Origin of the sequence: Arthrobacter sp. TWP1-1, assembly GCF_049897845.1 — a bacterium.
Classification (GTDB): Bacteria; Actinomycetota; Actinomycetes; order Actinomycetales; family Micrococcaceae; genus Specibacter.
The window spans coordinates 448794-474034 of record NZ_JAFCXC010000003.1 but is presented as its reverse complement, the minus strand read 5'-3'; the positions used below and the strand labels follow the sequence as shown (position 1 = coordinate 474034).

General features: G+C 60.8%; 19 protein-coding genes and 1 pseudogene. 19 read left to right on the top strand and 1 reads right to left on the bottom strand.

The window, feature by feature from the left end; all coding sequences use genetic code 11:
- Positions 1-12: 12 nt before the first annotated feature.
- Positions 13-1056, bottom strand: a complete 1044-nt coding sequence (locus ACP7B9_RS08575; protein WP_425862502.1) for a LacI family DNA-binding transcriptional regulator — start codon at positions 1054-1056, stop codon at positions 13-15.
- 234 nt (positions 1057-1290) lie between these two features.
- Between ACP7B9_RS08575 and ACP7B9_RS08570 the strand changes: the two genes are divergently transcribed.
- The 19 genes and pseudogenes from ACP7B9_RS08570 (at position 1291) to ACP7B9_RS08480 (ending at position 25200) form a co-directional block, all read left to right on the top strand.
- On the top strand, positions 1291-2139 hold the full coding sequence (locus ACP7B9_RS08570) for a sugar phosphate isomerase/epimerase family protein (protein WP_425862500.1): 849 nt from the start codon (positions 1291-1293) through the stop codon (positions 2137-2139).
- Positions 2140-2203: 64 nt separating this feature from the next.
- The gene (locus tag ACP7B9_RS08565; RefSeq protein ID WP_425862498.1) at positions 2204-3211 is read left to right on the top strand and encodes a Gfo/Idh/MocA family protein; all 1008 of its coding nucleotides are present in this window, start codon (positions 2204-2206) and stop codon (positions 3209-3211) included.
- 243 nt (positions 3212-3454) lie between these two features.
- The gene (locus ACP7B9_RS08560) at positions 3455-4981 is read left to right on the top strand and encodes an ABC transporter substrate-binding protein (RefSeq protein WP_425862497.1); all 1527 of its coding nucleotides are present in this window, start codon (positions 3455-3457) and stop codon (positions 4979-4981) included.
- 81 nt (positions 4982-5062) lie between these two features.
- On the top strand, positions 5063-6004 hold the full coding sequence (locus ACP7B9_RS08555) for an ABC transporter permease (protein WP_425862495.1): 942 nt from the start codon (positions 5063-5065) through the stop codon (positions 6002-6004).
- Entirely contained in the window at positions 6001-7851 is a 1851-nt protein-coding gene (locus ACP7B9_RS08550; protein ID WP_425862494.1) for a dipeptide/oligopeptide/nickel ABC transporter permease/ATP-binding protein, read from the top strand. The genes ACP7B9_RS08555 and ACP7B9_RS08550 overlap by 4 nt, the downstream gene beginning before the upstream one ends.
- Positions 7848-8747: an ATP-binding cassette domain-containing protein gene (locus ACP7B9_RS08545; RefSeq protein WP_425862493.1), complete on the top strand. Its 900-nt coding sequence runs from the start codon at positions 7848-7850 to the stop codon at positions 8745-8747. Before ACP7B9_RS08550 ends, ACP7B9_RS08545 begins: the two co-directional genes overlap by 4 nt.
- A 74-nt stretch (positions 8748-8821) precedes the next feature.
- Complete coding sequence (locus tag ACP7B9_RS08540; RefSeq protein ID WP_425862491.1) at positions 8822-9682, top strand: sugar phosphate isomerase/epimerase family protein; 861 nt, start codon at positions 8822-8824, stop codon at positions 9680-9682.
- 117 nt (positions 9683-9799) lie between these two features.
- Complete coding sequence (locus tag ACP7B9_RS08535) at positions 9800-10966, top strand: Gfo/Idh/MocA family protein (RefSeq protein WP_425862489.1); 1167 nt, start codon at positions 9800-9802, stop codon at positions 10964-10966.
- 108 nt (positions 10967-11074) lie between these two features.
- Positions 11075-12127, top strand: a complete 1053-nt coding sequence (locus tag ACP7B9_RS08530) for a LacI family DNA-binding transcriptional regulator (RefSeq protein ID WP_425862487.1) — start codon at positions 11075-11077, stop codon at positions 12125-12127.
- Positions 12128-12278: 151 nt separating this feature from the next.
- Positions 12279-13679, top strand: coding sequence for a glucuronate isomerase (gene uxaC / locus ACP7B9_RS08525; RefSeq protein WP_425862577.1), 1401 nt, complete (start codon positions 12279-12281; stop codon positions 13677-13679).
- A 44-nt stretch (positions 13680-13723) separates the two neighbouring features.
- The gene (locus tag ACP7B9_RS08520) at positions 13724-15151 is read left to right on the top strand and encodes a mannitol dehydrogenase family protein (protein WP_425862575.1); all 1428 of its coding nucleotides are present in this window, start codon (positions 13724-13726) and stop codon (positions 15149-15151) included.
- A gap of 358 nt (positions 15152-15509) precedes the next feature.
- Positions 15510-16931, top strand: coding sequence for a glucuronide transporter (gene uidB, locus ACP7B9_RS08515; protein ID WP_425862486.1), 1422 nt, complete (start codon positions 15510-15512; stop codon positions 16929-16931).
- A 66-nt stretch (positions 16932-16997) separates the two neighbouring features.
- On the top strand, positions 16998-18227 hold the full coding sequence (manD, locus tag ACP7B9_RS08510; protein ID WP_425862484.1) for a D-mannonate dehydratase ManD: 1230 nt from the start codon (positions 16998-17000) through the stop codon (positions 18225-18227).
- A 47-nt stretch (positions 18228-18274) separates the two neighbouring features.
- A pseudogene (locus tag ACP7B9_RS08505) lies at positions 18275-20524 on the top strand (gluconokinase, GntK/IdnK-type).
- 160 nt (positions 20525-20684) lie between these two features.
- Positions 20685-21251, top strand: a complete 567-nt coding sequence (locus ACP7B9_RS08500) for a gluconokinase (protein WP_425862482.1) — start codon at positions 20685-20687, stop codon at positions 21249-21251.
- A 5-nt stretch (positions 21252-21256) separates the two neighbouring features.
- Positions 21257-21736: a redox-sensitive transcriptional activator SoxR gene (gene soxR / locus ACP7B9_RS08495; RefSeq protein WP_425862481.1), complete on the top strand. Its 480-nt coding sequence runs from the start codon at positions 21257-21259 to the stop codon at positions 21734-21736.
- A gap of 227 nt (positions 21737-21963) precedes the next feature.
- Positions 21964-22482: a flavin reductase family protein gene (locus ACP7B9_RS08490; protein ID WP_425862480.1), complete on the top strand. Its 519-nt coding sequence runs from the start codon at positions 21964-21966 to the stop codon at positions 22480-22482.
- A gap of 322 nt (positions 22483-22804) precedes the next feature.
- Entirely contained in the window at positions 22805-24145 is a 1341-nt protein-coding gene (locus ACP7B9_RS08485; protein ID WP_425862478.1) for a hemolysin family protein, read from the top strand.
- On the top strand, positions 24142-25200 hold the full coding sequence (locus ACP7B9_RS08480) for a hemolysin family protein (RefSeq protein WP_425862477.1): 1059 nt from the start codon (positions 24142-24144) through the stop codon (positions 25198-25200). Before ACP7B9_RS08485 ends, ACP7B9_RS08480 begins: the two co-directional genes overlap by 4 nt.
- The last annotated feature ends 41 nt before the right edge of the window (positions 25201-25241 follow it).

Genomic DNA, 25241 nt, shown 5'->3' with positions numbered 1-25241 from the left:
CGCCTGCGCCCATCAGGTGCGGGCGGGTCCCGTGGATCCACGGATCGTCAGGTGCGTGGGGAGTACGGTTTGATGGCGGGGGAGCGTGCCAAGGCCGGGGTCGATTTGACTCAGCAACATGGTGACGGCAACACGGCCTGCCTGTTCCACGGGTGCCGTAACAGTTGTTAGGGGCGGGCTGCAGAAATCGGCACCGAAAATATCGTCACAGCCAACAATGCTGATGTCCTCGGGCACACGAACACCTCGGGCCTGTAAACGCTGGAGCATGCCGATCGCGATGAGGTCATTAAATGCGATGCCGGCCGTTGCCCCCGAATGGACCAGCGCATCGGCTGCGGCGGCACCCGAATAAGTGCGCGGGGCAAAAGGGCCCAGCCTGACAACCTCCACACCACGTTCCAGGGCTGCCGCGCTCAACGCTTCCCAGCGGCGAATGTTGGAACTCGATGACGCTGGCCCGCCCAAATAGGCAATGTGTGAATGGCCCAATGAAATGAGGTGGTCCAGTGCCTGATTCGTTGCCGTTGGGGTATCCAGCACCACAGAGGGAACGCCGGGGATATCGCGGTTGATGGTGACCAGTGGCATCTTGGCTGCTGCTAGGGCCAGCGCGTCGTCGGTGAGACGGGAAGCGGTCAGGATGACGCCGTCGGCCGTTTGCATCAATTGCTCGATGGTGTTGACCTCCACCTCTTCGGATTCCTCCGTGTCTACGAGCAGCTGCGTGTAGCCGGCGGCCTTGAGCTGGAGTTGGGTCCCGCGGATGATGTCGAAGTAGAACGGGTTGGTAATGTCGGCGACCAGCACCGCGACTGCCTTGGTTCGCCCGGAGCTCAGCGCCTTGGCCTGCGCATTGGGAATGTACTTGAGTTGGGCGGCGGCCGCCTCGATGCGGGCCCGGGTGCGGAAGTTGACGCGGCCCGGTGTGGACAGCGCGCGGGAAACCGTTGAAGCAGCGACTCCGGAGAGCGCGGCGACATCGTGGATGGTGGCAGGCTTCCCATGGGCGGCGCTTAAGCCGCCGTCAGAAGTGGTGCTGGGGGGAGCACTCATTGGGCACGTCCTTGTGGTGTGGTTTGTGGTGCAGCTGCGCTGCCAAGAAAAGAAATGTGACGGACAGCACTGTCCTTATCGCAAGAATACGGTTCTTGGCCAGAAATGGCAATCGGTTGTCATGTTGTTGCTTCGACGATAGGCTAGGCCTCAAGCAAAATATTGTGAAATCAATCACCGCGTCCTGAACTGCTGGATGGCAGCACGGCATGCGACCAATAATCTGGAGGCCCCATGAGTACCGCCCAAACCCCCACGTGGACACTTTCCGGCTTCGGCGACGAAATTGATCCCGACCCCAAGGTGCAGGCGGCAGTGCTGCTGGCGCTGGGCGCATCGCACATCGAGGTGCGCAGCGCCTGGGGCGTCAATGTCGTCGAGCTGACGGATGAGCAAGTTGCCGAATTGAAAAGCATCCTCGACGGCGCGGGCATGAAGGTTTCCGCCGTGGCCAGCCCCATCGGTAAGGTCGATGCCAGCCTGCCAGCCGCCCACGAGGTAGAGCGCCTGCGCCGCATCATCGAGGTCGCCAAGGCCCTGGACACCAAGTACATCCGCATGTTCTCCTTCTTCCGGGCCGAGGACAAAAGCCCCGAAGACATTCGCGACGCCGTCATGGAGCGCCTGACGCTGCTTGCGGCGGAAGCCGAGAAGGCCGGCGTCGTCCTGATCCACGAGAACGAAAAAGACATCTATGGCGATACCCCGGAACGCGTCTTGGACCTTCTGGAAACAGTGAACTCTCCGGCACTGCGCGCGGCCTGGGACAACGCCAACTTCGTTCAGGTTGGAGTGAAGCCCTACACCGACGCCTACGCCAAGCTGCGCCCGTACTTCGAATACCTGCAGGTCAAGGACGCCATTGCTGGCAGCGGCGAGGTTGTTCCGACGGGCCGTGGCGACGGACAGCTGGTTGAAACCCTGACCGCCTTGAGCCAGGACGGCTACACCGGCTTTGCATCCCTCGAGCCACACCTGGCCGCACAGCACGAACTGGGTGGCTTCTCCGGCCCGGAGGCATTCGGCGAGGCTGCCCGCGCATTCCGCACGGCCACCGACGCTATCGGCGTAACGCTCGCCTGAGACGCACCACCACCGAGATCTCGACAATCACCTGACTACAGCACCGCCTGACAAAGGAGTCATCATGCCCAGAGTTGCCATCATCGGTTGCGGCGACGTAGCCACAGTCCACTTCGAGGCCATTACGGCGATCGAAGGGGCCGAACTTGTCGCCGTTTGCGACACGGACGCTGGCCGATTGGCTGCGGCGTCGGCCGCCCATGGAGTACCCGGGTACGCGGATGTGGTGACGATGCTGGATGAGGTGCGTCCCGACGTCGTGCATATCTGCACGCCGCATAACCAGCATGCGGATCCCGCCATCGCAGCGCTGGAGCGCGGCGTTAATGTCATCAGCGAGAAGCCGCTGGCCAGTACTCTGGCCGACGGCGAACGGCTGGCGGCTGCTGCGGCGGCAAGTTCGGCCCGCATTGGGGTGTGCTTCCAAAACCGCTACAACCAGGCTGTCGTGGCCATGGCCGAGCGCCTCGCCTCGGGCGAATTTGGAGCGGTCCAAGGTGGTTCGGGCACTGTCATGTGGAGTCGGACTGCCGACTACTACCAGAGCCGGCCGTGGCGTGGCACGTGGGTGGGCGGTGGTGGCGGTCTGCTCATGAACCAGGCCATCCACACCCTGGATCTGTTGCAGTGGATGATGGGTGAAGTTACGGCGGTTTCTGGCCATGCGGCGACCCATGCGCTCGGGGACGCGATCGACGTGGAGGACACGGCGGAGCTGGTGCTCACTCATGCCAACGGCGTCCGCAGTGTCTTCTATGCCACGCTTGCCAACTCCGTCAACGCACCCATCACGGTGGATATCGTGGCGGAGAAGGCAACGCTGCACTTGCGTGGCGATTTGACGCTAACGCACGATGACGGCCGTGTTGAGGTCGTCGAAGAACGCCGTGCAGCGTCCGGTGGGCGGGACTACTGGGGTGTCTCACACCAGCTGTACATTGCCGACTTCTACGCGCAGCTTGGCCAGGAGGGCCCCTTCTGGATCAATCCCGAAGAGGCACTCAAGACTCTGCGCATCATCAAGGACGTATACGCCCAGAGCTACCCCGAGCGGTTGGCGGAGGTCTCTTAACAGGAAGGCAATGCGGGAGGTTTGCAACAACCGGTTGCCTTATTTCTATAGGAAAAATCCTCCAGAAAATTAGCCTTTATCTCGCGGACGTAACAAATTTAGGCATTTCATGACAATCGGTTGCCAAAACGTTGCATCGGCAGTAGCGTGTTCCATACAACAACAAATGTGGCGCAAGACACATTGAGTTAAGTTAGCCCCCCAACCCTTATGAGCAAGTCCTTAGATAACAAGGAGCCAACAATGAAGTTTGGTCCAAAATCCACAGTCATGGCAGTCCTTACTGCCGCGGCGCTGGCCCTCACCGCGTGCGGTGGCGGCGGTGCTGGCGGCGGCAACAACGGCGCAGCCACCACGTCCCTAACAATTGGCCAGTTGCAGGACCTCGTGTCCTTCGAGCCCGCTGACGCGCATATCGGCCACTCGATGCCCTACTACCAGGCCGTGTATGACACCCTGATCCTCCGCGCACCTGACGGAGAGCTCAAGCCGATGGTCGCCGAATCATGGGAGTACAACGCGGACAACACGGTGCTAACACTCAAGCTGCGCACCGACGTCACCTTCAGTGACGGCGCAAAGCTCGACGCCGAGGCCGTCAAGGCCAACCTCGACCACTTCAAGGAAGCCAAGGGTCGCGATGCTTACCAGGTTGCTTCCCTAGGGAGCGTGGCCGTGGTTGACCCCTCTACCGTTGCCGTGACGCTGACTGAACCCGACCCTGCCTTCACCTACTACCTGAGTCTGGCTGCCGGCATCATGGGCAGCCCGAAGGCGCTTGGCACCGATGGGATCAAGACGGTTCCGCAAGGGTCAGGACCCTACCAGCTGGATGCAACCAACACGGTCAAGGGATCGCAGTACGTCTTCACCAAGCGTGCCGACTACTGGAACAAAGATCTGCAGAAGTTTGACAAGATCACCATGAAGTTCCTTGCGGACGTGACGGCGCGAACCAACGCGCTGGTCTCCGGTCAGATTGATTCGGGGCTGCTGGATCCCAAGACAGGTAAGCAGGCCGAAGCCGCCGGGTTGAAACTCACAGCGAGCCAGGTTGACTGGCAGGGGCTGTTGCTCATGGACCGTGACGGTAAGGTCACCCCGGAGATGGCTAACCCCAAGGTTCGCCAGGCCATGAACTTCGCCTTCGATCGCAAGACCATCCTGGACCAGCAGTATCTGGGCCAGGGCACCGTGACCGACCAGGTATTCGGGCCGGACAGCGGAGCCTACGTCGACGAGTTGGATAGCAGCTACCCTTATGACCCGGCCAAGGCAAAGGCACTCCTCGCCGAAGCAGGCTACCCCAACGGCTTTACCCTGAAGATTCCCTCCATGGCTGGCTTCGAGGCCATCGTGGCCACCGTTCAGCAGCAGCTGGGTGACGTCGGCATCAAGGTGCAGATTGAAACCATTCCGCAGGCCAACTACGTGCCGGACCTCGCGGCAGCCAAGTACTCGGCAGCAATCTTCAACCTGTACCAGGCAGAGCCATGGGTTGCCATCAACCAGATGATCTCCACCTCGGCCCTGTACAACCCCTTCAAGTCAACAACTCCGGAATTGGCAACCATGATCGATGCCGTGCAGAACGGTGGTGAGCAGAGCGCCGAGAAGGCTAAAGACGTCAACAAGTACGTGACGGAAAACGCCTGGTTCGTTCCGCTTTACCGTTTGGATCAGATGTTCTTCACGAACAAGAAGATCACTGTTGAGCCGCAGCTTCAGCAGGCCATTCCCTCCCTGTATAACTACGCACCCGCCAAGTAGCGGACCCTGCTCGTTGGGAGACGGAGCTTGCTCCGTCTCCCAACGTCCCTTATCCTTCTGACCAGCGCACTGGAGCGACTGATGGTTACGTTTATATTGCGAAAGCTTGCCGCCGGCGTTGTTGTGCTGGCCGCAATCTCCTTCCTCACTTATTTCCTGCTCTACTTTTCCTCGGCCAACATTGCCCGGAATATCCTCGGCGAGTTTGCCAGCCAGGAACAAGTTGCCGCCAAGGAGCTAGAACTCGGCCTAGACCAGGCCCTGCTTCCCCGATTCTTCGCCTGGGCCGGCAACGCCCTCTCCGGCGACCTTGGCACCTCTTGGTTCACCTCCGAACCGGTGGCCCGCGCCCTGATGACCCGTCTGCCCGTCACCCTGGCCGTGGTCGTCACCTCCATTATTTTCATTGCCATCCTGGCCACGGCCCTCGGCATGGCGGCAGCCGTCAAGCGCGGCTGGATCGATAAGGCAGTGCAGTCGGCGGCCGTCATCGGTGACGCCATCCCCAGCTTCGTCATGGCCATCATCTTGGTGACAGTGTTCGCGATTCAGCTCAAGCTGTTCCCGGCCACCAGCAGCATCTCACCGGATGCGGGATCCGCTGCCTGGGTCGCGTCCCTATCCCTGCCCGTCATCGCCATCGTCATCAACGGCGTGACCAGCGCGGCACAGCAAATCCGCAGCGCCGTCATCAAGCAGCTGGAAAAGGACTACGTGCGCACCCTGCGCAGCCGTGGCATCAGCGAAAGCGAAATCCTGTTCAAGCACGTGCTGCGCAGCGCCGCTCCCGCCGGACTGACGGTCCTGAGCCTGCAGTTCATAGGCATGCTCGGCGGCGTCGTCATCATCGAGCAGATCTTCGCACTGCCCGGCATGGGCGCATTGGCCGTCCTCTCCACCACCATGGGCGACATTCCGCTCGTCATGGGCGTGGTTATCTACACCGTCATTATCGTCATCATCGTCAACTTGCTGGTGGACCTCATCAACGGCTGGCTCAACCCCAAGGTGCGTGTCGCATGAGTGAAATTGAGGTCCTGGCCGACCAAAGCGACATCGGCCAGAAGGGGCAGGTTGTCCGGGCCCATGTCATCAAGAAGATTCTCAAGAACCCCATGGGCCTGATCGCTGTGGCTGTTCTGGCTGTCATGGTCCTGTTGGCCGTCTTCGCCAACCTCCTAGCTCCCTTTGACCCCAACTTTGCCAACATCGGCAAGACCCTTGCTAGCCCCGATTCCACGAACCTCCTGGGCACCGACAGCGTGGGGCGCGATGTGTGGTCTCGCCTGGTCTTTGGTGCCCGCACCACGCTGCTTTCGGCGCTCCTCTGCGCAGTGGTTGCCGTGGGAATCGGCCTTCCCTCCGGCTTGATTGCCGGCTATTTTGCTGGAAAGTTCGACGGCGTCGCCAACTGGGTGGTCAACCTTCTTATGGCGCTTCCCGGCATCATCGTGCTGTTGACGGTCCGCGCCGCCTTCGGACCTTCGGTCTGGATCTCCATGATGGCTTTCGGCGTGCTGCTCAGCCCTGGTTACTTCCGTCTGACCCGGACAGCCGTCCAGTCCGTCCGCAATGAACTGTATGTGGATGCCGCCCGCGTGGCCGGACTCAGCGACTGGGCCATCATTTCCCGCCATATCTTCTCCGTGGTGCGAGCCCCCATCATTATTCAGACCGCCATCGTGTGCGGTGTGGCCATCAGCATTCAGTCAGGTCTGGAATTCCTTGGCCTGGGCGATCCCACGGTTGCCACCTGGGGCGTCATGCTCAGCGAGGGTTTCAAAAACGTTTACCTGAACCCGACACTGTTGTTGTGGCCGGCCCTCGCCATCGGCGCAACCATCGGCGCCCTCGTGCTGCTGGGCAACGCCGTCCGTGATGCGCTCGAAGATGCAGAAAAGGTCAAGCCCGCCAAGCGCGGATCCGCTGCGGCAATGAATGGACGCACCGCCCCGGGACGCACACAGCATGAGGCTGTTGCGCCCGGTACCGAGCATCACCTCATCAAGGTCTCCCATCTTGGCGTGGGTTACCCGCAGGCGGATGGCTCCATCAAGAAGGTCGTCGATGATGTCTCCTTCCACGTTGATCGTGGTGAAGTTCTCGGCATCGTTGGAGAATCCGGCTCGGGTAAGTCCCAGACGGCATTCTCGATTCTCGGTCTGCTGCCCGAAGCCGCCCGCATCGTTGGCGGAAGCATCCAATTCGATGGCAAATACACGGTTGCACCCACCGACGATCGCGTCAGCCAGAGCCGGCTGAGCGAGTTCCGCGGAAAAAGGATTTCCTACATTCCGCAGGAACCGATGAGCAACCTGGATCCCGCATTCACGATCGGTCACCAGCTGGTCACACCGATGGTCCGCGTGCTGAAGATCTCCAAGGCCGAGGCCAAGGAGCGGGCAATGAAACTGCTCGACGACGTCGGCATCCGTTTCCCGGAGAAAACCTTCAATGCCTACCCGCACGAAGTCTCCGGCGGCATGGCTCAACGCGTACTGATCGCTGGCGCCATCAGCTGTGAACCGGACCTCATCATCGCCGATGAGCCCACTACGGCCCTTGACGTTACTGTCCAGGCAGATGTGCTGGATTTGATCCGCGACTTGCAGAAGCGTCTCAACGTTGGCGTCATCCTAGTGACGCACAACTTCGGCGTCGTCGCGGACCTCTGTGACCGCGTAGCCGTTATGCAGGATGGTCGCCTGGTTGAGGACGGGAATGTTCGTGACATCCTGCGCAACCCGAAAGATCCTTACACGAAAAAGCTGCTCGGCTCCATGCTCGAGGGCAAGGAACCCATGACCATGTTGGTCAACGCCGGTTCGGTAGCTGGCGGTCCGGAAGACGAGAAGGAGGCAGTCCTGTGACTAACACCCAAGGCAACACGTCCGGCGTCGAAGGTCAGGGAGAAAGCATCCTGACCGTTTCGAACCTCGACGTGGAATACCCGCTCAAAGGATTCCGGCGCAAGCCCTTCCGCGCACTGACGGACATCAACATCCACATCAAGCAGGGGGAAACCCTGGGCCTGGTGGGGGAGTCAGGCTCCGGCAAGACCACGTTGGGCCGGGCCATTCTCGGGCTTGCCCCGATCAGCAAAGGCAAGGTGGTGTTCGAAGGAAATGACATTACCCAGGCCGATCGCAAGCAGCGCCGCTCACTGGGCCGGGACCTGCAGGTGGTCTTCCAGGACCCCTACACGTCCTTGAACCCTTCCCTGGAGATTGGCAACATCCTTGCCGAGCCGCTCGGAGTCCAAGGTAAGTCTCCGGCGGAGGCCCGCAAGCGAGTCAAGGAACTCCTGGATCAGGTTGGCCTGCCCTCCGACGCCATCAACCGGCTACCCCGCGAGTTCAGCGGCGGTCAGCGCCAGCGTGTGGCCATTGCCCGCGCCCTCGCGCTGTCGCCCAAGCTCATTGTCTGCGATGAACCGGTTAGCGCCTTGGACCTCTCGACTCAGGCCGTGGTTTTGGATCTGTTCCTGCAGATCCAGCGCGACACAGGGGTCTCGTACCTCTTCGTCTCCCACGATCTTGATGTAGTGCGTCATATCAGCCACCGGGTCGCTGTCATGTATCACGGGGAGATCGTGGAACAGGGTACCTCCGATCAGATCACGCGAGCGCCCGAGCATCCCTACACGCAGAGGCTCCTGCTTGCTTCGCCTGTGCCGGACCCGGACCGTCAAGCCAAGCGCCGTAATGATCGGCACGAACTGCTGGAAGCACAGCGGCTCGAAGCCGCCGCATCTGTGCCGGCTTAGCCGTCACGCAAGGTTTCAAACGTCAAATAAGTGCCGGACGGGGCCATCGGGCCCCGTCCAACGAAAGGAATATCGTGGCAAAAATCGGTGTACAGGCAATGATGCTCAAGGATAGCTTTGCGGAAGTGGGCGCCTTTGAAACGCTCCGCAAGGTTAGCGAACTGGGCTACAACGCCGTCGAAATTTCCCAGATTCCCATGGACGAAAAAAACGTCGGTGAACTGGAAAAGGCGCAGACTGAGCTGGGCATGGACGTGGCTTCGCTGTCGGTCATGATGGAAAAGGCCGTGGGCCGCCCAGGGGAATCCCTCAAGGAAGACTTCGACAAGATCGTCAACGACGCCAAGCGTCTTGACACAAGCCTCGTGCGAATTGGCATGCTGCCGTTCGGGGCGATGACCTCGATCGACGCCGTCGTTGACTTCGCCAAGGAAACCAACGGCTACGCCGAACGCCTGGCGGAACACGGCATCAGCCTGTACTACCACAACCACCACATCGAGTTCGCGAAGTTTGACGGCAAGTACATGCTGGACATCATCAACGAAAACTCCCCGGCCATGGGCCTGGAAATCGATGTTCACTGGGTACAGCGCGGCGGACTTGACCCCGTACGAACCCTGGAGAAGTATGCCGGTCGCACCGCCATGGTGCACCTGAAGGACTACCGGATCGGCATGCTGCCGGAGTCGGCCCTTGGCTACCTGGAAAGCGGCGACTTCGTGAACTTCATGACCGAGTTCAAGAACGTCGTTCAGTTCGCAGAGGTGGGCGAGGGCAACCTCGATTTCCCGTCCATCATTCCCGCAGCAGAAGCCGCCGGCGCCCAGTACCTGCTCGTTGAACAGGACGAGCTCTACGGCCGCACCGTGTGGGAAGCCCTCGAAACCTCCCACCGCAACCTGACCACCATGGGCTTCGGCAAGCTCTTCTGACGTTTGTCCCCACCCGCTCCCCAGCCTCGTGCCTCGGCCGGGGTCCCCTCGCGGGCGTGGGCCCACCCACCCAAGAACTTCATCCTGAATTACCGCAACGAAACGGAGCAACACCCCATGAGTAACAAAGTACGTCTGGGCATCATTGGCCTCGGCCAGCAGGGCGGCGCCTACGCCAAGTTCATCACCGACGGTATGGTCCCGAACATGGTCATTGGTGCCATCACGGACACCGATCCGGCCAAGCGTGAACTTGCCACGGCAAGCTACCCGGATGTCAATGTTTACGACGATTACTTGACAATGCTGGACAGTGGCGACGTGGACGCCGTCGTTACCTGTGTCCCGCACTACCTGCACCCCGAGATGGGTATGGAAACGCTCAAGCGCAACATCCACGCGCTCGTCGAAAAGCCTGCTGGCGTTTACACCAAGCAGGTTGCCGAGCTCAACGCCTTTGCGGCGAGCAAGCCGGAGCTGTCCTTTGCCATCATGTTCAACCAGCGCAACAACCCGCTATACCAGCGCCTGAAGGAGATCGTCGACAACGGCGAGATCGGCAACATCTTGCGCACCAACTGGATCATCACCACCTGGTGGCGTCCCCAGGGCTACTACAACTCCAGCGAATGGCGCGCAACCTGGGGCGGCGAGGGTGGCGGCGTCCTGGTCAACCAGGCTCCGCACCAGCTGGATCTGTGGCAGTGGATCTGCGGCGTGCCGAAGTCCGTCTTCGCCAAGGTCTCCTACGGCTTCCGCCGTGACATTGCTGTCGAGGACGAGGTCACCGCAGTGGTCGATTACGGTAACGGAGCCACGGGCACGTTCGTGACGGCAACGCATGACATGATCGGCACCGATCGCTTCGAAATCCTGGGCGACCAAGGAAAGATCGTCGTCGAGGACAGCAAGACCGCTACCGTGACGCGTCTGAAGAAGAAGGAACGCGAGATCAGCGAGAACATGGACCTGGACGATGTCCGCAAGTTGTTCATGGGCCAGCTGAACATGGACGATTACCGGTCTACCGAGATCGTAGAGTTTGAGTCCGTCTGGGGCGCACAGCACGCAGGCGTCCTGGAAAACTTTGCCGCCAACATCCTGGACGGCACCCCGCTGCTGGCACCGGGTTCCGACGGCATCAAGGGCGTGCGCCTGGCCAACGCCATCCACCTCTCCAGCTGGAAGGGCGAGGAAGTCGACCTGGACTTCGACGAGGACGAGTTCTTGAGCCTGCTCAACGACCGCATCCGCGAAGAAGGCAAGTACGCCGAACGCGCCTAAGGTACTTCACGGCGCCTAGCATTCTTAACCGGCCAGTTCCGTCCTTGCGATGGTGCTGGCCGGTTGTGCGTTAAGCTGGCAAATGGCAACCAATTGCGGAGGAATGACTTGACTGACATAGACCAGACCGGCGACACTCCTCAGAGTGCTGTTCCCACCCTACGAGCAGGCAAGTCCTCAGCGACGATCTATGACATTGCCGAGCTTGCAGGCGTCAACCCGTCAACAGTGTCCCGCGCCCTCAGCAAGCCCGGCCGTGTCAGCGCCAAGACTGCGCAAAAGATCATGGACGCCGCCGAGCAGCTGAACTATCAAGTCAACGTTTTCGCCCGGGCGCTGCCCACAGGGCGCACCCACACCATCGGTCTGATCGTCGCTGACATCACCAACCCTGCCTTCTTCGACGTTATCCGCGGGGCGGAAGCCGCCGCTGCAGCCCGGGATTACACCCTGATGCTGGCAGAATCTACGGAGTCAGCGGACCTGGAACTGACGGCCGCACGCCGCATGCTCGCAACCGTGGACGGTCTGATCCTCGCCAGCCCGCGTCTTTCCGATGAGGAAATCGGTTCCTTGGCGGCAAAAAAGCCGGTGGTGGTCATCAACCGCAACGTTGCCGACGTACCTAGCGTTATTGCAGATTCGGATTCCGGGGTGACCGACGCTGTTCGGCACTTGGCGGACCTGGGTCACACAGAAATCTCCTTCGTGGCCGGTCCTGAACGGTCGTGGATGTCGGCTCGACGGTGGGAGAGCATCAAGGCCCGCTGCGACTGGCATGGCATCACCGCCGCTGTGGTGGCTTCCAGTCAGCCAACGGTCGACGGCGGACGGCGCACCGCCGCCACGGTGCGGGCGGGCACGGCCACGGCCGTCATTTGCTACAACGATCTCATGGCCATAGGCCTCATGCGGGAGCTCCAGAGCGCTGGCCTGACGATTCCTGACGACATGAGCATCATGGGGTTCGACAATATTTTCGGCTCGGATTTCACGACGCCGCCACTGTCCACGATCAAATCGCCGCTCAGCGAGTTGGGTGCCGCGGCTCTCCAGCGCATCCTGGATGCGTTGGATCACGTGGACGCGGCGCCAACGCTTCCGGCGTTACCGACGGAGCTGGTTTTGCGCGGTTCCACGGGACGTGCCAGCGGTTCCTGACTCTCTATACATACGCTGGCAGCCCGTTGTGGCAATATTTGGCAACCGGTTGACAAAATGGGTGAATAGCGACGACGATTGACCTATGTCACATTTCCCTTCACCTTCAGAGACCACTTCCGAGGCGCCTGCCGCGACACTCGCGACATCGTTGTCGCCGGCCGCCGATCCCGACCGACTGCTGCCCGCTGAGCCTCGCACCCGATCCATTGCCCGGGATTTGCTGGCTCAGGTCGAGAACCTGCCGATCATTTCCCCGCACGGGCACGTTGAGGCGTCCATGCTCCAGCTGGACACCCCGTTCCCTGACCCGGCAACGCTGCTGGTCAGCCCGGACCACTACGTCACCCGCCTGATCCACGCCAGTGGCGTGCCTCTGGAGCGCTTGCGCATGGGCGGCACCACGGCCGTTGAGCCGCGTGAGACGTGGCGCGAGTTCGCCAAGGCATGGCCGCTCTTTGATGGCACGGCCTCGGGCTACTGGATGCGGGATTCCTTCCAGCACGTCTTCGGCCTCACCAAGGAAGTGAACGAGGAGAATGCTGACGCGCTCTTCGATGAGCTTGACGCGAAGCTTAAGAGCCCCGAGTTCCTGCCCCGCCAGCTGTTCAAGGACTTCAATATTGAGGTTCTTGCCACCACCGACGATCCACTCGATGATTTGGCCGCCCACGCGGCAATCGCCAAGGACCCCACCTTCACGGGCCGCGTACTGCCCACCTTCCGACCCGACGCTTACATTAAGTTCGCCGCCGTCGGTTGGGCCGAGCGGGTCGAGAAGCTCATCGGTGTTGCCGGTGATGGGCTCAGCGGCTACGCCGGATACATCCGCGCGCTGGAAAACCGCCGTCAATACTTCGTGGAGCATGGAGCCGTCTCGGCTGACCACGGCGTCCGCACGGCGCAGACCCTGCGCCTAGAGGCAAGCACCGCCGAGGCCTTGTTTGAGAAGGCCCGCAAGGGTGAGGCGAACGCCGTCGACGCGGATGTCTTCGAGGCGCATATGACGTACGAGATGGCCCGCATGTCGGTGGCCGACGGTTTGGTCATGACCATCCACCCCGGCGTTTTCCGCAACCACCACACGGCCTCGTTCAACAAATTTGGTGCCGACACGGGCCACGACATTCCGTTTGGTGTCAGCTACACCGAGGCCCTGCGTCCCATGCTGGAAGACTTTGGCACGGCACCCGGCTTCCACTTCATCCCCTTCACGATCGATGAGACCGCCTTCTCGCGCGAAATTGCGCCCCTAGCCGGGTTCTACCCCTCGGTCTTCATCGGCGCCCCTTGGTGGTTCCTCGACGCACCCGACGCCATGCTGCGCTTCCGCGGCGCCGTCACCGAGACCGCAGGCTTCTCACGTTCCTCCGGCTTTATTGATGACACCCGCGCCTTCTGCTCCATTCCGGCCCGCCACAACACCTCGCGCCGCATCGAGGCTGCGTTCCTGGCTCGCCTCGTGGCCGAAAGTCGCGTCAGCGAGGCCCGCGCGCACGAGATCATCGTTGACGTCGTCGACGCGGCACCCCGCCGCGCCTTCAAGTTGTGAGCACCACCGTGACCACCATCCCCGACACCGAAATGACGCCCGCCATGAGCGCAACGAAGCCCCTGAGCCGTACCGGCGACACTCCACCCGCACCCGTACGCATTGTCCACTTGGGACTCGGCGCCTTCCACCGCGCCCACCAGGCGTGGTTCACCCAGCATGCCAGCGACGGAGCACAGTGGGGGATCGCGGCATTTACCGGCCGTCGCCCCGACGCCGCCAACGCCCTGTCCGCCCAAGACGGGCTCTACACCTTGATTGAACGAGGAGGCAGTGGCGACAAGTTTGAGCTCATGACCTCCATCGTTGAGGCTCATGATGGAGCAGACGTTGCCGCGCTTTCACGCCTCGTCGCCGCGCCTACCACGGCCCTGGTTACCTTGACCATCACCGAGGCAGCCTACAACTTGGCGGCTGACGGCACCTTGGACCTCACAAATCCGGCGGTTCAGGGCGACATCGACATCCTGCGTGCCGTCACTTCCGTTGACGCTACGGCTAACGCGGACGACGCCGGTCAAGCGCCTGCCGCTGGCACGGCGGCAGGCCGTTTGGTTCAGGCCTTGGCGGCCCGGCGCGCCGCCGGCACCGGGCCCATCGCTGTGGTTTCGTGCGACAACTTGGCCAACAATGCCACTGCGGCGCGTGCCGCCATTGGCGGCCTGGCCGACGTCGTCGATCCTGGCCTGGGTGCCTGGATTGCCGAGAATGTCAGTTTTGTCGGCACCTCGATCGACCGCATCACCCCGCGCACCACGGAGGCAGAGATCGCTCTTGTGGAAGCCGAATGTGGCTATGTGGATTCCTCACCAGTGGTGACCGAACCCTTTAGTGACTGGGTTCTGAGCGGTGAATTCCCCGCGGGGCGTCCGGACTGGGCCAGCGCCGGAGCTGTGTTTGTGGACGAGATTGAGCACTTTGAGAACCGCAAACTGTGGTTGCTCAACGGTTCCCACTCGCTGATGGCCTACGCCGGCCAGCTTCGCGAGCACAAAACTGTGGCAGAGGCCTTGGCTGACCCCGTGTGCGCCGCCTGGATTACCGAATTTTGGGACGAGGCAGAAGCCAATCTGCCCGCTGAAGGCCTGAATATCTCCGCCTACCGCGTCGCGCTCCTGGAGCGCTTCGGCAATGCCCGGATCGCCCACCACCTGGCCCAGATCGCCATGGACGGTTCCAGCAAGCTACGCATGCGGGCCGTGCCGGTATTGAAGGCAGAGCTGGCTGCTGGCCATTCCGGCACGGGCGCCGCAAGGATGATCGCCGCATGGGTTGCCTTCCTGCGCCGAGCCCATCAGGATGGGGCGCCCATTGCCGATTCTGCGTCGGTTGATCTGGAGGCGGCTTTGAATCTTGCTCCTGGCAAGGATCTCGTTGCCCTCGTGGCCATTCTGGATGTGCAGCTGGCAGCGGATGCCGCGGCCGTTGCTGCTGTGACAGCTCTGGCTGACGGGTTCGCCGCCACCGCCTAACAACAGTGCAGGGGTGCAACCCCTGACACCCCACGGCGAACGGGCAGTAGATGGCAGTGTTGAGCGAAACACCGAAAACACAGACAAATACTGCCCGTTCGGCGTGATTGTGGGGCGGGTTTGTGAGATGCGAACAAAGGAAATTTAAGAAACATTTGGCAAGCGGTTGCCATTTGTTGTCTTAGCTGGTTAACTAGTAGGTAATACAGCTCACACGCCGGCGTACAAGCTGCGGCAGGTATCCCGTTGGGGATGACCCCGCAGCGGTCCACCGAAGGGCCACCTGGGACCGGCGAAATGGGAATTGTCCAGAGCAGCGCAACTGCGAAGGATTTGGGTAAAGGAGCCCGCATTGACCATGAAACAAAAGCAATCCAGCCAGAGCACGGAAGTACCCGCCATGGGCGCACTTTCCAAGATCAGCGTTCTGGGCTACGGCGCCGGTGACGCCGCCAACAACCTGGCCTTCACAACAGCCACGATGTTCCTTTTGGTCTACTACACAGACGTAGCAGGCATCAGCGCAGCAGCAGCCGGCACACTGTTGCTCGTGGTTCGAATCTTCGACGCCTTTGCAGACATCTTCGCCGGCCGCATGGTGGACCGGACCTACCACAAGAAGCTCGGCAAGTTCCGCCCCTACATCATGTTCGGGTCGGTACCACTGCTGCTGCTCAGTGTGGCCACCTTCTCCATTCCCCAGATCGGGGAATCGGGCATGTTGCTGTGGGCCTACATCAGCTACGCGCTGCTTGGACTCGCCTACAGCTTCGTCAACATTCCCTACGGCTCCCTCGCTGGGGCCATGACCCAGAACGCCGGTGAGCGCGCCAAATTGGCCAGCGCCCGCACCATCGGCGCGGTCGCCGTTGGCTCGTTCCTTGGCATCTTCATCGCTCCCTTGATGAAGGGCGGGGAAAACCTCCAGCCGTTGTTCACCACCCTGACGGTCATTTTCGCCGTCGTGGGAACCGGGCTGTACATGTTCACCGTCTTCTCCACCAAGGAGCGCGTGGTCCGCGAGGTATCCAAGGTTTCCATGAAGCAGAGCGTCGAAACGCTCAAGGGCAACAAGCCCCTGTTGCTGCTGTGCATCAGCTCCTTCCTGTTCCTGACCGGCCAGCTGGCCTTGGGTACCGTCCAGATCTACTACTTCCGTGACGTGCTGCACTCCCTGGGTCTCTACGCTGTCATGTCCATCATCAACATCTTCCTCACCTTTGGCATGGCAGCCGTCCTGCCGCGACTGGTGCGGGCCGCAGGCAAGAAGAACATCTACATGGGCGGCGCACTGCTCATGGCCATCGGTGGCCTCACCGTGTTCCTCGCACCCAGCTCCATGGTGTGGCTCGCCTTCACCGGCGTCGTCATCACCCAGTTGGGCCTGCTGCTGGTCAGCATGTTGGTTTGGGCGCTGGAAGCCGACACCGTTGAATACGGCGAGTGGAAGACGGGCATCCGTACCGAAGGAATCACCTACGCGCTGTTCTCCTTCACCCGCAAGACCGGCCAGGCCGTTGGTGGCGCATTGGCCGCCTTTGCCCTCGCTTGGGGCGGATACACCGCCGGCGCCGCTCAACAAACCGAACAGGCAGTCCTCGGCATCCGCGCCGGTGCCGGTCTGCTGCCCATGGTGTTCGCGATCCTTGCCCTGCTGGTCATGATCGTTTACCCCCTGACGGACGCCAAGCACAAGGAAATTGTTGCTCACATTAGCGAGCGCCGCGCAGCCCGTCTTGAGGAAGCTCTTGACCGCCGCGACTCGGACGACAACGCCTAGCCCTACGGCAACCCCTGATCAATTCGCTTCATCTTTTCTCACTGAAACTCTTGGAAGGAACCCCTCGTGAAAATCGTTTCCGCAGAAGTATTTGTCACTAGTCCCAGCCGTAACTTCGTGACCTTGAAGGTCACCACCGATGAGGGTGTTGTTGGTATTGGTGACGCGACCCTGAACGGGCGCGAGCTCGCCGTGGCCGCGTACTTGAAGGAGCATGTTGCTCAGTTGCTGATCGGTCGCGATCCGCACCGCATCGAGGACACCTGGCAGTTCATCTACCGCAGCTCGTACTGGCGCCGCGGCCCGGTCACGATGGCCGCGATCGCCGCCGTCGATATGGCGTTGTGGGACATCAAGGGCAAGATCGCTGGCCTGCCGGTATACCAGCTCCTCGGCGGTGCTTCACGTAACGGTTTGCGCGCTTACGGCCACGCCTCCGGTGCCGATCTTCCTCAGCTCTTTGATTCCGTGCGTGAGCACCTGGAATTGGGCTACAAGTCCATCCGTATCCAGACAGCTGTTCCGGGCATCAAGGCTGTTTACGGTGTTGCTGCCCAGGCTCAGGCTTCGGGGGAGCGCTACGATTACGAGCCCGCCGGTCGTGGCACGTACCCGCAGGAAGAAGACTGGGACACCCGCGCGTACCTGCGTCACCTGCCCACAGTATTCGAGGCTGTCCGGAACGAATTTGGTCCGGAGATCCCGCTGCTGCACGACGGTCACCACCGCATGACGCCGATTCAGGCCGCCAAGTTGGGCAAGTCGTTGGAGCCGTATGACTTGTTCTGGTTGGAGGACTGCACCCCGGCAGAGAACCAGGAAGCGTTGCGTCTGGTGCGTTCACACACCACCACACCGCTGGCTATTGGTGAAATTTTCAACACGGTTTATGACTTCCAGACGTTGATCAAGGAACAGCTTATTGACTACGTGCGCGCTGCCTCGACTCACTTCGGCGGCATCTCGCCGTTGAAGAAGGTCATGGACTACGCCGCGCAGTACCAGATCAAGTCCGGTTTCCATGGCCCCACCGATATCTCTCCTATCGGTTTCGCCGCGCAGTTGCATGTTGGTCTGGCCATCCACAACTACGGTATTCAGGAATACATGCAGCACTCGGATAAGACCAACGAGGTCTTCCAGCAGTCCATGACGTTCAAGGATGGTTACCTCCACCCCGGTGATGCTCCGGGTATTGGTGTGGAATTCAACGAGGAAGCAGCTAAGGCGTTCCCGTACCAGCAGGCGTACCTGCCGTACAACCGCCTTGTTGATGGAACGGTCCACGACTGGTGATCGATGCAACAAACGCCGCGCCCCCAGCGGCTCAGCACATTGTGGTGATGGGAGTCTCCGGCTGCGGCAAGACGACGATCGGCGCCCTCGTGGCGCACGAGCTCGGCCTGCCGTTCACGGACGGAGACTCCCTCCACCCGGTGGCGAATATTGCCAAGATGGCTGCCGGGACTCCCTTGAACGATGACGACCGGGCACCCTGGCTTCAGGTCGTCGGTCAGGAACTGGCCGACTCCGCCAACGGACTCGTCGTCGCCTGTTCGGCACTCAAGCGCAGCTACCGCGACGCCATCAGGGCCAAGGCGCCCGATGCGGTGTTCCTGCATCTGGACGGCACTAGGGAAGTACTGGGTTCACGGCTCGAGGGCCGCTCCGGGCACTTCATGCCAACGGGCCTGCTCGATTCCCAGCTGGCCACGCTGGAAGCCATCGCCGACGACGAACGCGCCGTGGTGATTGACATTTCGGCGCCGGTCCCCGCACTGGTGAGTGACGCCGTCGTACGTTTGCAACAAACAGTTTAGAGACCAAGCGAGATTTCAGGAGAAGCAATGACCTACGCAGTGGATTTGCGCGCCGCACCGTTCAATCTGGACGATGCGGGGGTGGCATGGGTGGAGTCGACGATTGGGTCGATGACGCTGGAAGAGAAGATCGGCCAGCTGTTCATCAACCACAACAACAGCTACGCGCCCGAGTACCTCGATGAGGTGCTGGAGAAGTTCCACGTGGGCGGCATGCGCTACCGTCCGGGTCCGTCCGCGGCCGTGCAGGAGCACATTCGCCACGCACAGTCGAAGACGAAAATCCCGCTGTTGATTGCCTCCAACCCTGAGATGGGCGGCGCCGGCAGCTGCGATGACGGCACATTTGTGTCCACGCATTTGCAGGCGGGCTCGCACCCGGACAAATCGATCGCCCGCCAGATGGGCCAGGTGGCAGGCGTCGAAACCGCCGCGCTGGGCTGCAACTGGGCGTTCGCTCCGATCGTTGACATCCACTACAACTGGCGCAACACCGTCATCTCCACCCGCTCCTTCGGCAACACGCCCGAGGTAGTGGTTGAGCGGGCCAAGGAATACTTCGACGGCATCAGCGAGTCGCCCACCGCCTGCGCCATGAAGCACTTCCCCGGCGATGGCATCGACGAGCGCGATCAGCACGTGGTCACCTCTTACAACACCCTTGGTTATGAGGAGTGGAATAAGACGTATGGGCATGTGTACCGCGAAATGATCGGGCACGGCGTGCAGTCGATCATGATCGGTCACATTGGCGCTCCGGCACTGTCCCGCCGCTTCCGGCCCGAATTGTCCGACGGCGAGATTCTCCCGGCCACGTTGGCTCCGGAACTGCTCGGAGACTTGTTGCGCGGCGAGTTGGGCTTCAACGGGCTCATCCTGACCGACGCGTCGCAGATGATCGGCATGACGCAAGCCATGAAGCGCCGCGACCTGGTCCCTGCGGCCATCGCGGCTGGCTGCGATATGTTCCTGTTCTTCCGCAACCCGGCAGAAGATTTCGGCTTCATGATCGACGGGTACCGCAACGGGATCATCACCGAGGACCGGTTGCAGGACGCGCTACGTCGCATCCTGGCGCTGAAGGCCTCTTTGGGTCTGCACGTGCAGGACAGGGCAAGGCTGGTTCCGCCGGCCGAGGCCCTGGCCGTGATCGGCTCCGCCGAACACCGCGCCATCGCCGCCGAGATCGCCGACAAGACTGTCACCTTGGTCAAGGACACGCAGAACAATCTGCCGATCACCCCGGCCACACACAAGAAGATCCGCCTGTATGGCATTTCCGGCGGCTCGGACTTCACGATGGCGGACCCGCTGGGTTACCTGGACGTTGTGGCTGAAGAGCTGGAGCGGGTGGGCTTCGAGGTGCACATCTTCAAGACAGCCGATCAGCGCAAGGCTGCGGGGGAGCAGGGCGTGAACTTCATGTCCGTCATCTCCGACGAGGCCACTGTGGACTACCCCGAGAAGTATGACGCCGCCCTGGTGGTTGCCAACGTGAAGGGCTTTGCCCAGGAGGCGGCAATCCGCGTCAAGTGGTCCTCGCCCATGGCCGCGGAGATCCCGTGGTACGTGACAGAGGTGCCCACGGTGTTTGTCTCGCTGAACCAGCCCAACCACCTCATCGACGTGCCGATGGTCAAAACGGCCATCCACACCCACGCCGACACCCGCGAAGCCATCCGGGCCACGGTGGAAAAGATTCAGGGTCTCTCCGAGTTCCAGGGCACGTTCAACGAGAACGTGTTCTGTAATTCCTTCGACACCAGGCTCTAAAGATGTGAGGTCTGTACGCCGCAGGTACCGTGCCTGCGGCGTACAGACCTTTTGCGTGCCCCCGGCAACACACTCTGGAAAGTACGGCGATATCGCCAAGTCTGTCCATTTCGCAAACCCCTTTCTGTGATCCGCGACAACATTTGATATACAAGAGGCTATGACTACCCCTAACACCACCCCTGAATCTGCTGTGCCACGTTTCGAAACACCCAAGTCATCCACAATCCGCGTCGTGGTCATGGGAGTCTCGGGAGCCGGCAAGAGCACCATCGGCACGCTCGTGGCTGACGCTATGAACTTCCCGTTTGTTGATGCAGACTCGCTGCACCCGTTGGAAAACATTCGCAAGATGGCGGCTGGCACGCCCCTGAATGACGATGACCGGTGGCCGTGGCTGGATCTGGTGGGCCATGAGCTGGCCACGACGCGTGCCAAGGGCATTGTGGTTGCCTGTTCGGCGCTCAAGCGGCGCTACCGTGATGCGATCCGCGCCAAGGCCCCGGATACGATCTTCTTACACCTCGAAGGTTCCCTTGAGGTGCTCAGCTCCCGGCTCGAGGGCCGTTCCGGCCACTTCATGCCGCCCAACCTCTTGGCGTCGCAGCTAGAGGCACTTGAGCCGATGGAAGCGGACGAGGCAGCTGTTGTCATCGACATTTCAGCCAGCATGAATGAAATTCTCGACGCCGCAGTTGCCGGAATTCGTCAAGTCGCCGGTCACTGACACGAATGACTGACACGCACGACGCCGGGGCCGGTCACCGCGCGCAGGAACTCCTGAGCGTGGGTCAGGTTGCGCAGCGCGGAGGAGTTAGCGTCTCGGCGCTGCACTTTTACGAACGCCAGGGCCTGATTTTCAGTACCCGGACATCGGGGAACCAGAGGCGTTATGCCCGCTCCGAGCTGCGTCGAGTCGCTGTCATCAGGGCCGCCCAAAGGGCAGGCATTCCACTCTCTCTCGTTGCTTCTGTCTTTGAGGAACTGCCGGACCATGGCGTGCCAAGCCAGGCAGACTGGCAACGCTTGTCCGAACACTGGCACGCCGAGCTCACGGCCCGCATTGATGCCTTGGAAAAGTTGCGAGGCAGTTTGGGTGGCTGCATTGGCTGCGGTTGTCTCTCGCTGGCCGAATGTGGCTTTGTGAATCCCGAGGACCAGGTGGCCGGAGAGGGTCCAGGCGCACGGGCCTTCGACGGCACGAACCCTTAATCGCTGTGAAACTGCGCACGCCTGGCCTCTGCCCGCCCCAAGTCAAATAATTCCAATCTGCAGCTGAGGCGATAAAATCGTCCGGTTTATCGCGTGATCTGTGGTTTCGAATTCCATACGAAGATCAGGGCGAAGACGCGTCAATTTGACCTCAACTAAGGTTGAGGTTCTAGAGTCTCTTGGAGACCCCGCCGTTCGGGCTGGGGGCGCGAGAGGATTTTGTGGTCATGACTGTGCAGCTTCAGGCACCCCGGCTGACGAGTGATTTCAAGGCAGCTTTTGGCGGTCACCCGGCCGGTGTGGCCATCATTACCGCAGATTCAGGCACCGGACCCGTCGGCATCACAGCCTCATCGGTCGCCTCCGTGTCTGCCGAACCGCCATTGTTGGCATTCTCCCTTGCGGCCAACAGAGGATCCGCGGCCGCCCTTGCTGCGGCCGACTCCGTAGCGGTGCACCTGTTGACAGCTACCGATCGTGACCTGGCACGGATTTTTGCCGACTCGCAATCGGAGCGGTTTACCGATGCCATGGCGTGGTCGCGCATGGAAACGGGCGAGCCGCTGCTCCTGCACGGCGGATACACCTTGCGGTGCAGGGTTCTTAGCCGCACGCCGGCTGGCGGATCCTTGCTACTGGCCGCCGAAGTTCTCGAGATTATTTCGCCGGAGACTGTGGGCGCGCCGATGGTTTACCACAGTCGCGTATTTCACTCGCTGGGGGAGCACAGTGTGCTGGCGGGCTAATTGGCGGTTCAGGGCAGCCCGCCAGGCCTCTGCCAAATTATTGTTCATGACCTCGTTACCCTGTTCTTCACGAGGCGGCGGATGCGCTCATGTAGACTCAAAATCCTATGGAAATTAAATCTAGGGGCCGGCGCAACGGCTTGCGGAGTTCACAAATGAGCTCTTGCAATCGCGTTGACAATGCCGGCAAACCCCGCACTCGTGCCCACAGTTCCACAACGTCCACCGCGGCCGGCCCTAGCGCCGACCACCCTCCGCCGGCGGCCAACCCCCACTTCAGCGCAGCCTTCCTGCGCAACGTGAACAGGGGGGTGCAGTAACTGTGGAATGGATACTTCTAGCAGCAGGCTTGCTGCTCATTCTCGGCACAGGATTCTTTGTGGCCGTTGAATTTTCCCTTGTTGCCCTTGACCAGGCTTCGGTCCAACGGGCCGTGAACGACGGCGACAAGGCTGCCGCGCCGCTGTTGCGTTGCCTGAAATCGCTCTCCACCCAGCTTTCCAGCTGCCAGCTGGGCATCACCTTGACGACGTTGTTGACCGGTTTCCTTATGGAGCCGTCTTTGGGTGTTTTGCTGGCCCCACCCCTAGCCGCGCTGGGTGTTCCCGAACTCGCTGTCTCTGGCGTTGCGCTGATTCTGGCAATGCTTATCGCCACCTTGCTATCCATGCTGATCGGTGAGTTGGTTCCCAAAAACATGGCCATCGCCAAGTCCTTTGAGATTGGCAAGGCCGTGGCTCGTCCACAGCTGCTCTTCACCGCCGTGGTCAAGCCCTTTGTCATTGTCCTGAATGGCTTTTCCAATAAGGTGCTGAACCTTTTTGGCATGGAAGCAAAGGAAGAAATTTCCGGAGCCAGGTCACCATCGGAACTGGCTTCACTGGTGCGCAGATCCGCAGAAATGGGAACCCTTGATGAGGGAACCGCAACGTTTGTGGCGCGTACTCTTCGCTTTTCCGAGCGCACGGCAGCCGATGTCATGACCCCTCGCATGCGTGTTGAAACCATCGAAAGCACCAAGTCGGTGGCCGAAATTATTGACGTCGCCCGGCGCACCGGGTATTCCCGATTCCCCGTTATTGGTGATTCGGCCGATCAGATCTTGGGCGTTGTGCACCTGAAAAGTGCGGTTTCCATTCCTTTCCACAAGCGCACAGGCATCGAGGTGGGTGCCATCATGACAGACGTATTGCGAGTGCCCGAGACCGTCCATCTGGATGCCTTGATCCTTGAACTGCGTGGGGGAAATTTGCAAATGGCCGTGGTCCAGGATGAATATGGTGGAACCGCGGGCGTCACCACCTTGGAGGACCTTGTTGAGGAGATCGTCGGCGAGGTGTCCGATGAGCATGATCGCATTAAGCCCGGAATCCTGCTGGCCGCCGACGGTACCTGGTTCTTCCCGGGCTTGATGCGCCCCGACGAGGTCTCCGAACGCATCGGCCCCCTGACCGTCCCCGACGAGGCAGGCTACGAAACTGTTGGCGGCTTCATGATGGCAGAACTGGGCCGCATCGCAGCAGTTGGGGACACCGTGCCCGTTCAAGGTGGATCACTGATCGTGGAAAGAATCGAGCGACGCCGGATCGACCGCATCCAGTTCATCCCGGCAGCAACTGCTACCCAATCGGAAGCAACGAACGAAGCCGGTGATTCGAAGTGAACCCCTGGGCTGGAATCGCTTGGCTCGTGGTGCTGTTGTTTGGCAACGCCTTCTTTGTCGCCGCCGAGTTTGCTGTTATGACTGCCCGGCGCAGCCAGATTGAACCCCTGGCTGATGCCGGCTCCAAGCGGGCCAAGATCACTTTGGGCGCCATGGAGAACGTCTCGCTGATGCTTGCCTGCTCACAATTGGGAATCACGGTGTGTTCACTGTTGATCCTGAATGTGGCAGAACCTGCCATTCACCACCTGCTGGCCGAACCCCTGCACGCTATTGGCCTGCAGGACAATGTTGCCGGACCGGTGGCCTTCGTCATCACGTTGGCTCTCGTGACGTTCCTGCACGTGACCTTTGGCGAAATGGTGCCGAAGAATATGAGCGTTTCGGCTGCTGACAAGGCGGCGCTGCTGTTGGCGCCTCCGTTGGTGCTCGTCAGCAAGGTTGTTCGCCCCGTTATTGTGGCCCTGAACTGGAGTGCAAACCACATTGTGCGCCTCTTTGGTATTGAGCCCCAAGATGAGGTTTCTTCCTCCTTCACCTTGCAAGAGGTGCAGTCGATTGTTGAGGAATCAACACGAAGCGGCCTCGTCGATGATCAAACCGGCCTGATCACGGGCGCCTTGGAGTTCTCTTCCCAGACGGCTGGCGGGATCATGGTTCCACTGGACGCCTTGGTCACCTTGCCCACCGAGGCCACTCCCGTGGACTTTGAGCACAAGGTGGGCAAAACCGGATTTTCCCGATTTGTGTTTGCCGATGCCGAAGGCAACCTCATGGGTTATCTGCACCTCAAGGACGTGCTTCGCATTCCGAGGGAGCGCTACCAGCTGCCCATCGGCGAAGGGCGCGTGCGGTCCATGGTCAATATTTCCTCCACCGAGGAAATTGAAGACGTGTTGGCTGCCATGCAGCGCTCAGGTTCCCACATGGCGCGCGTCATTGACACCAATGAACAAACCAAGGGTGTGCTGTTCCTTGAAGACGTGATCGAGCAGCTGGTAGGCGAAATTCGCGACGCCACGCAGACTCAGATCCAGGATCGCAAACGGGCCTGATGCGAACGGTTCCCAATATGGGCTATGCTAAATCCTATTGG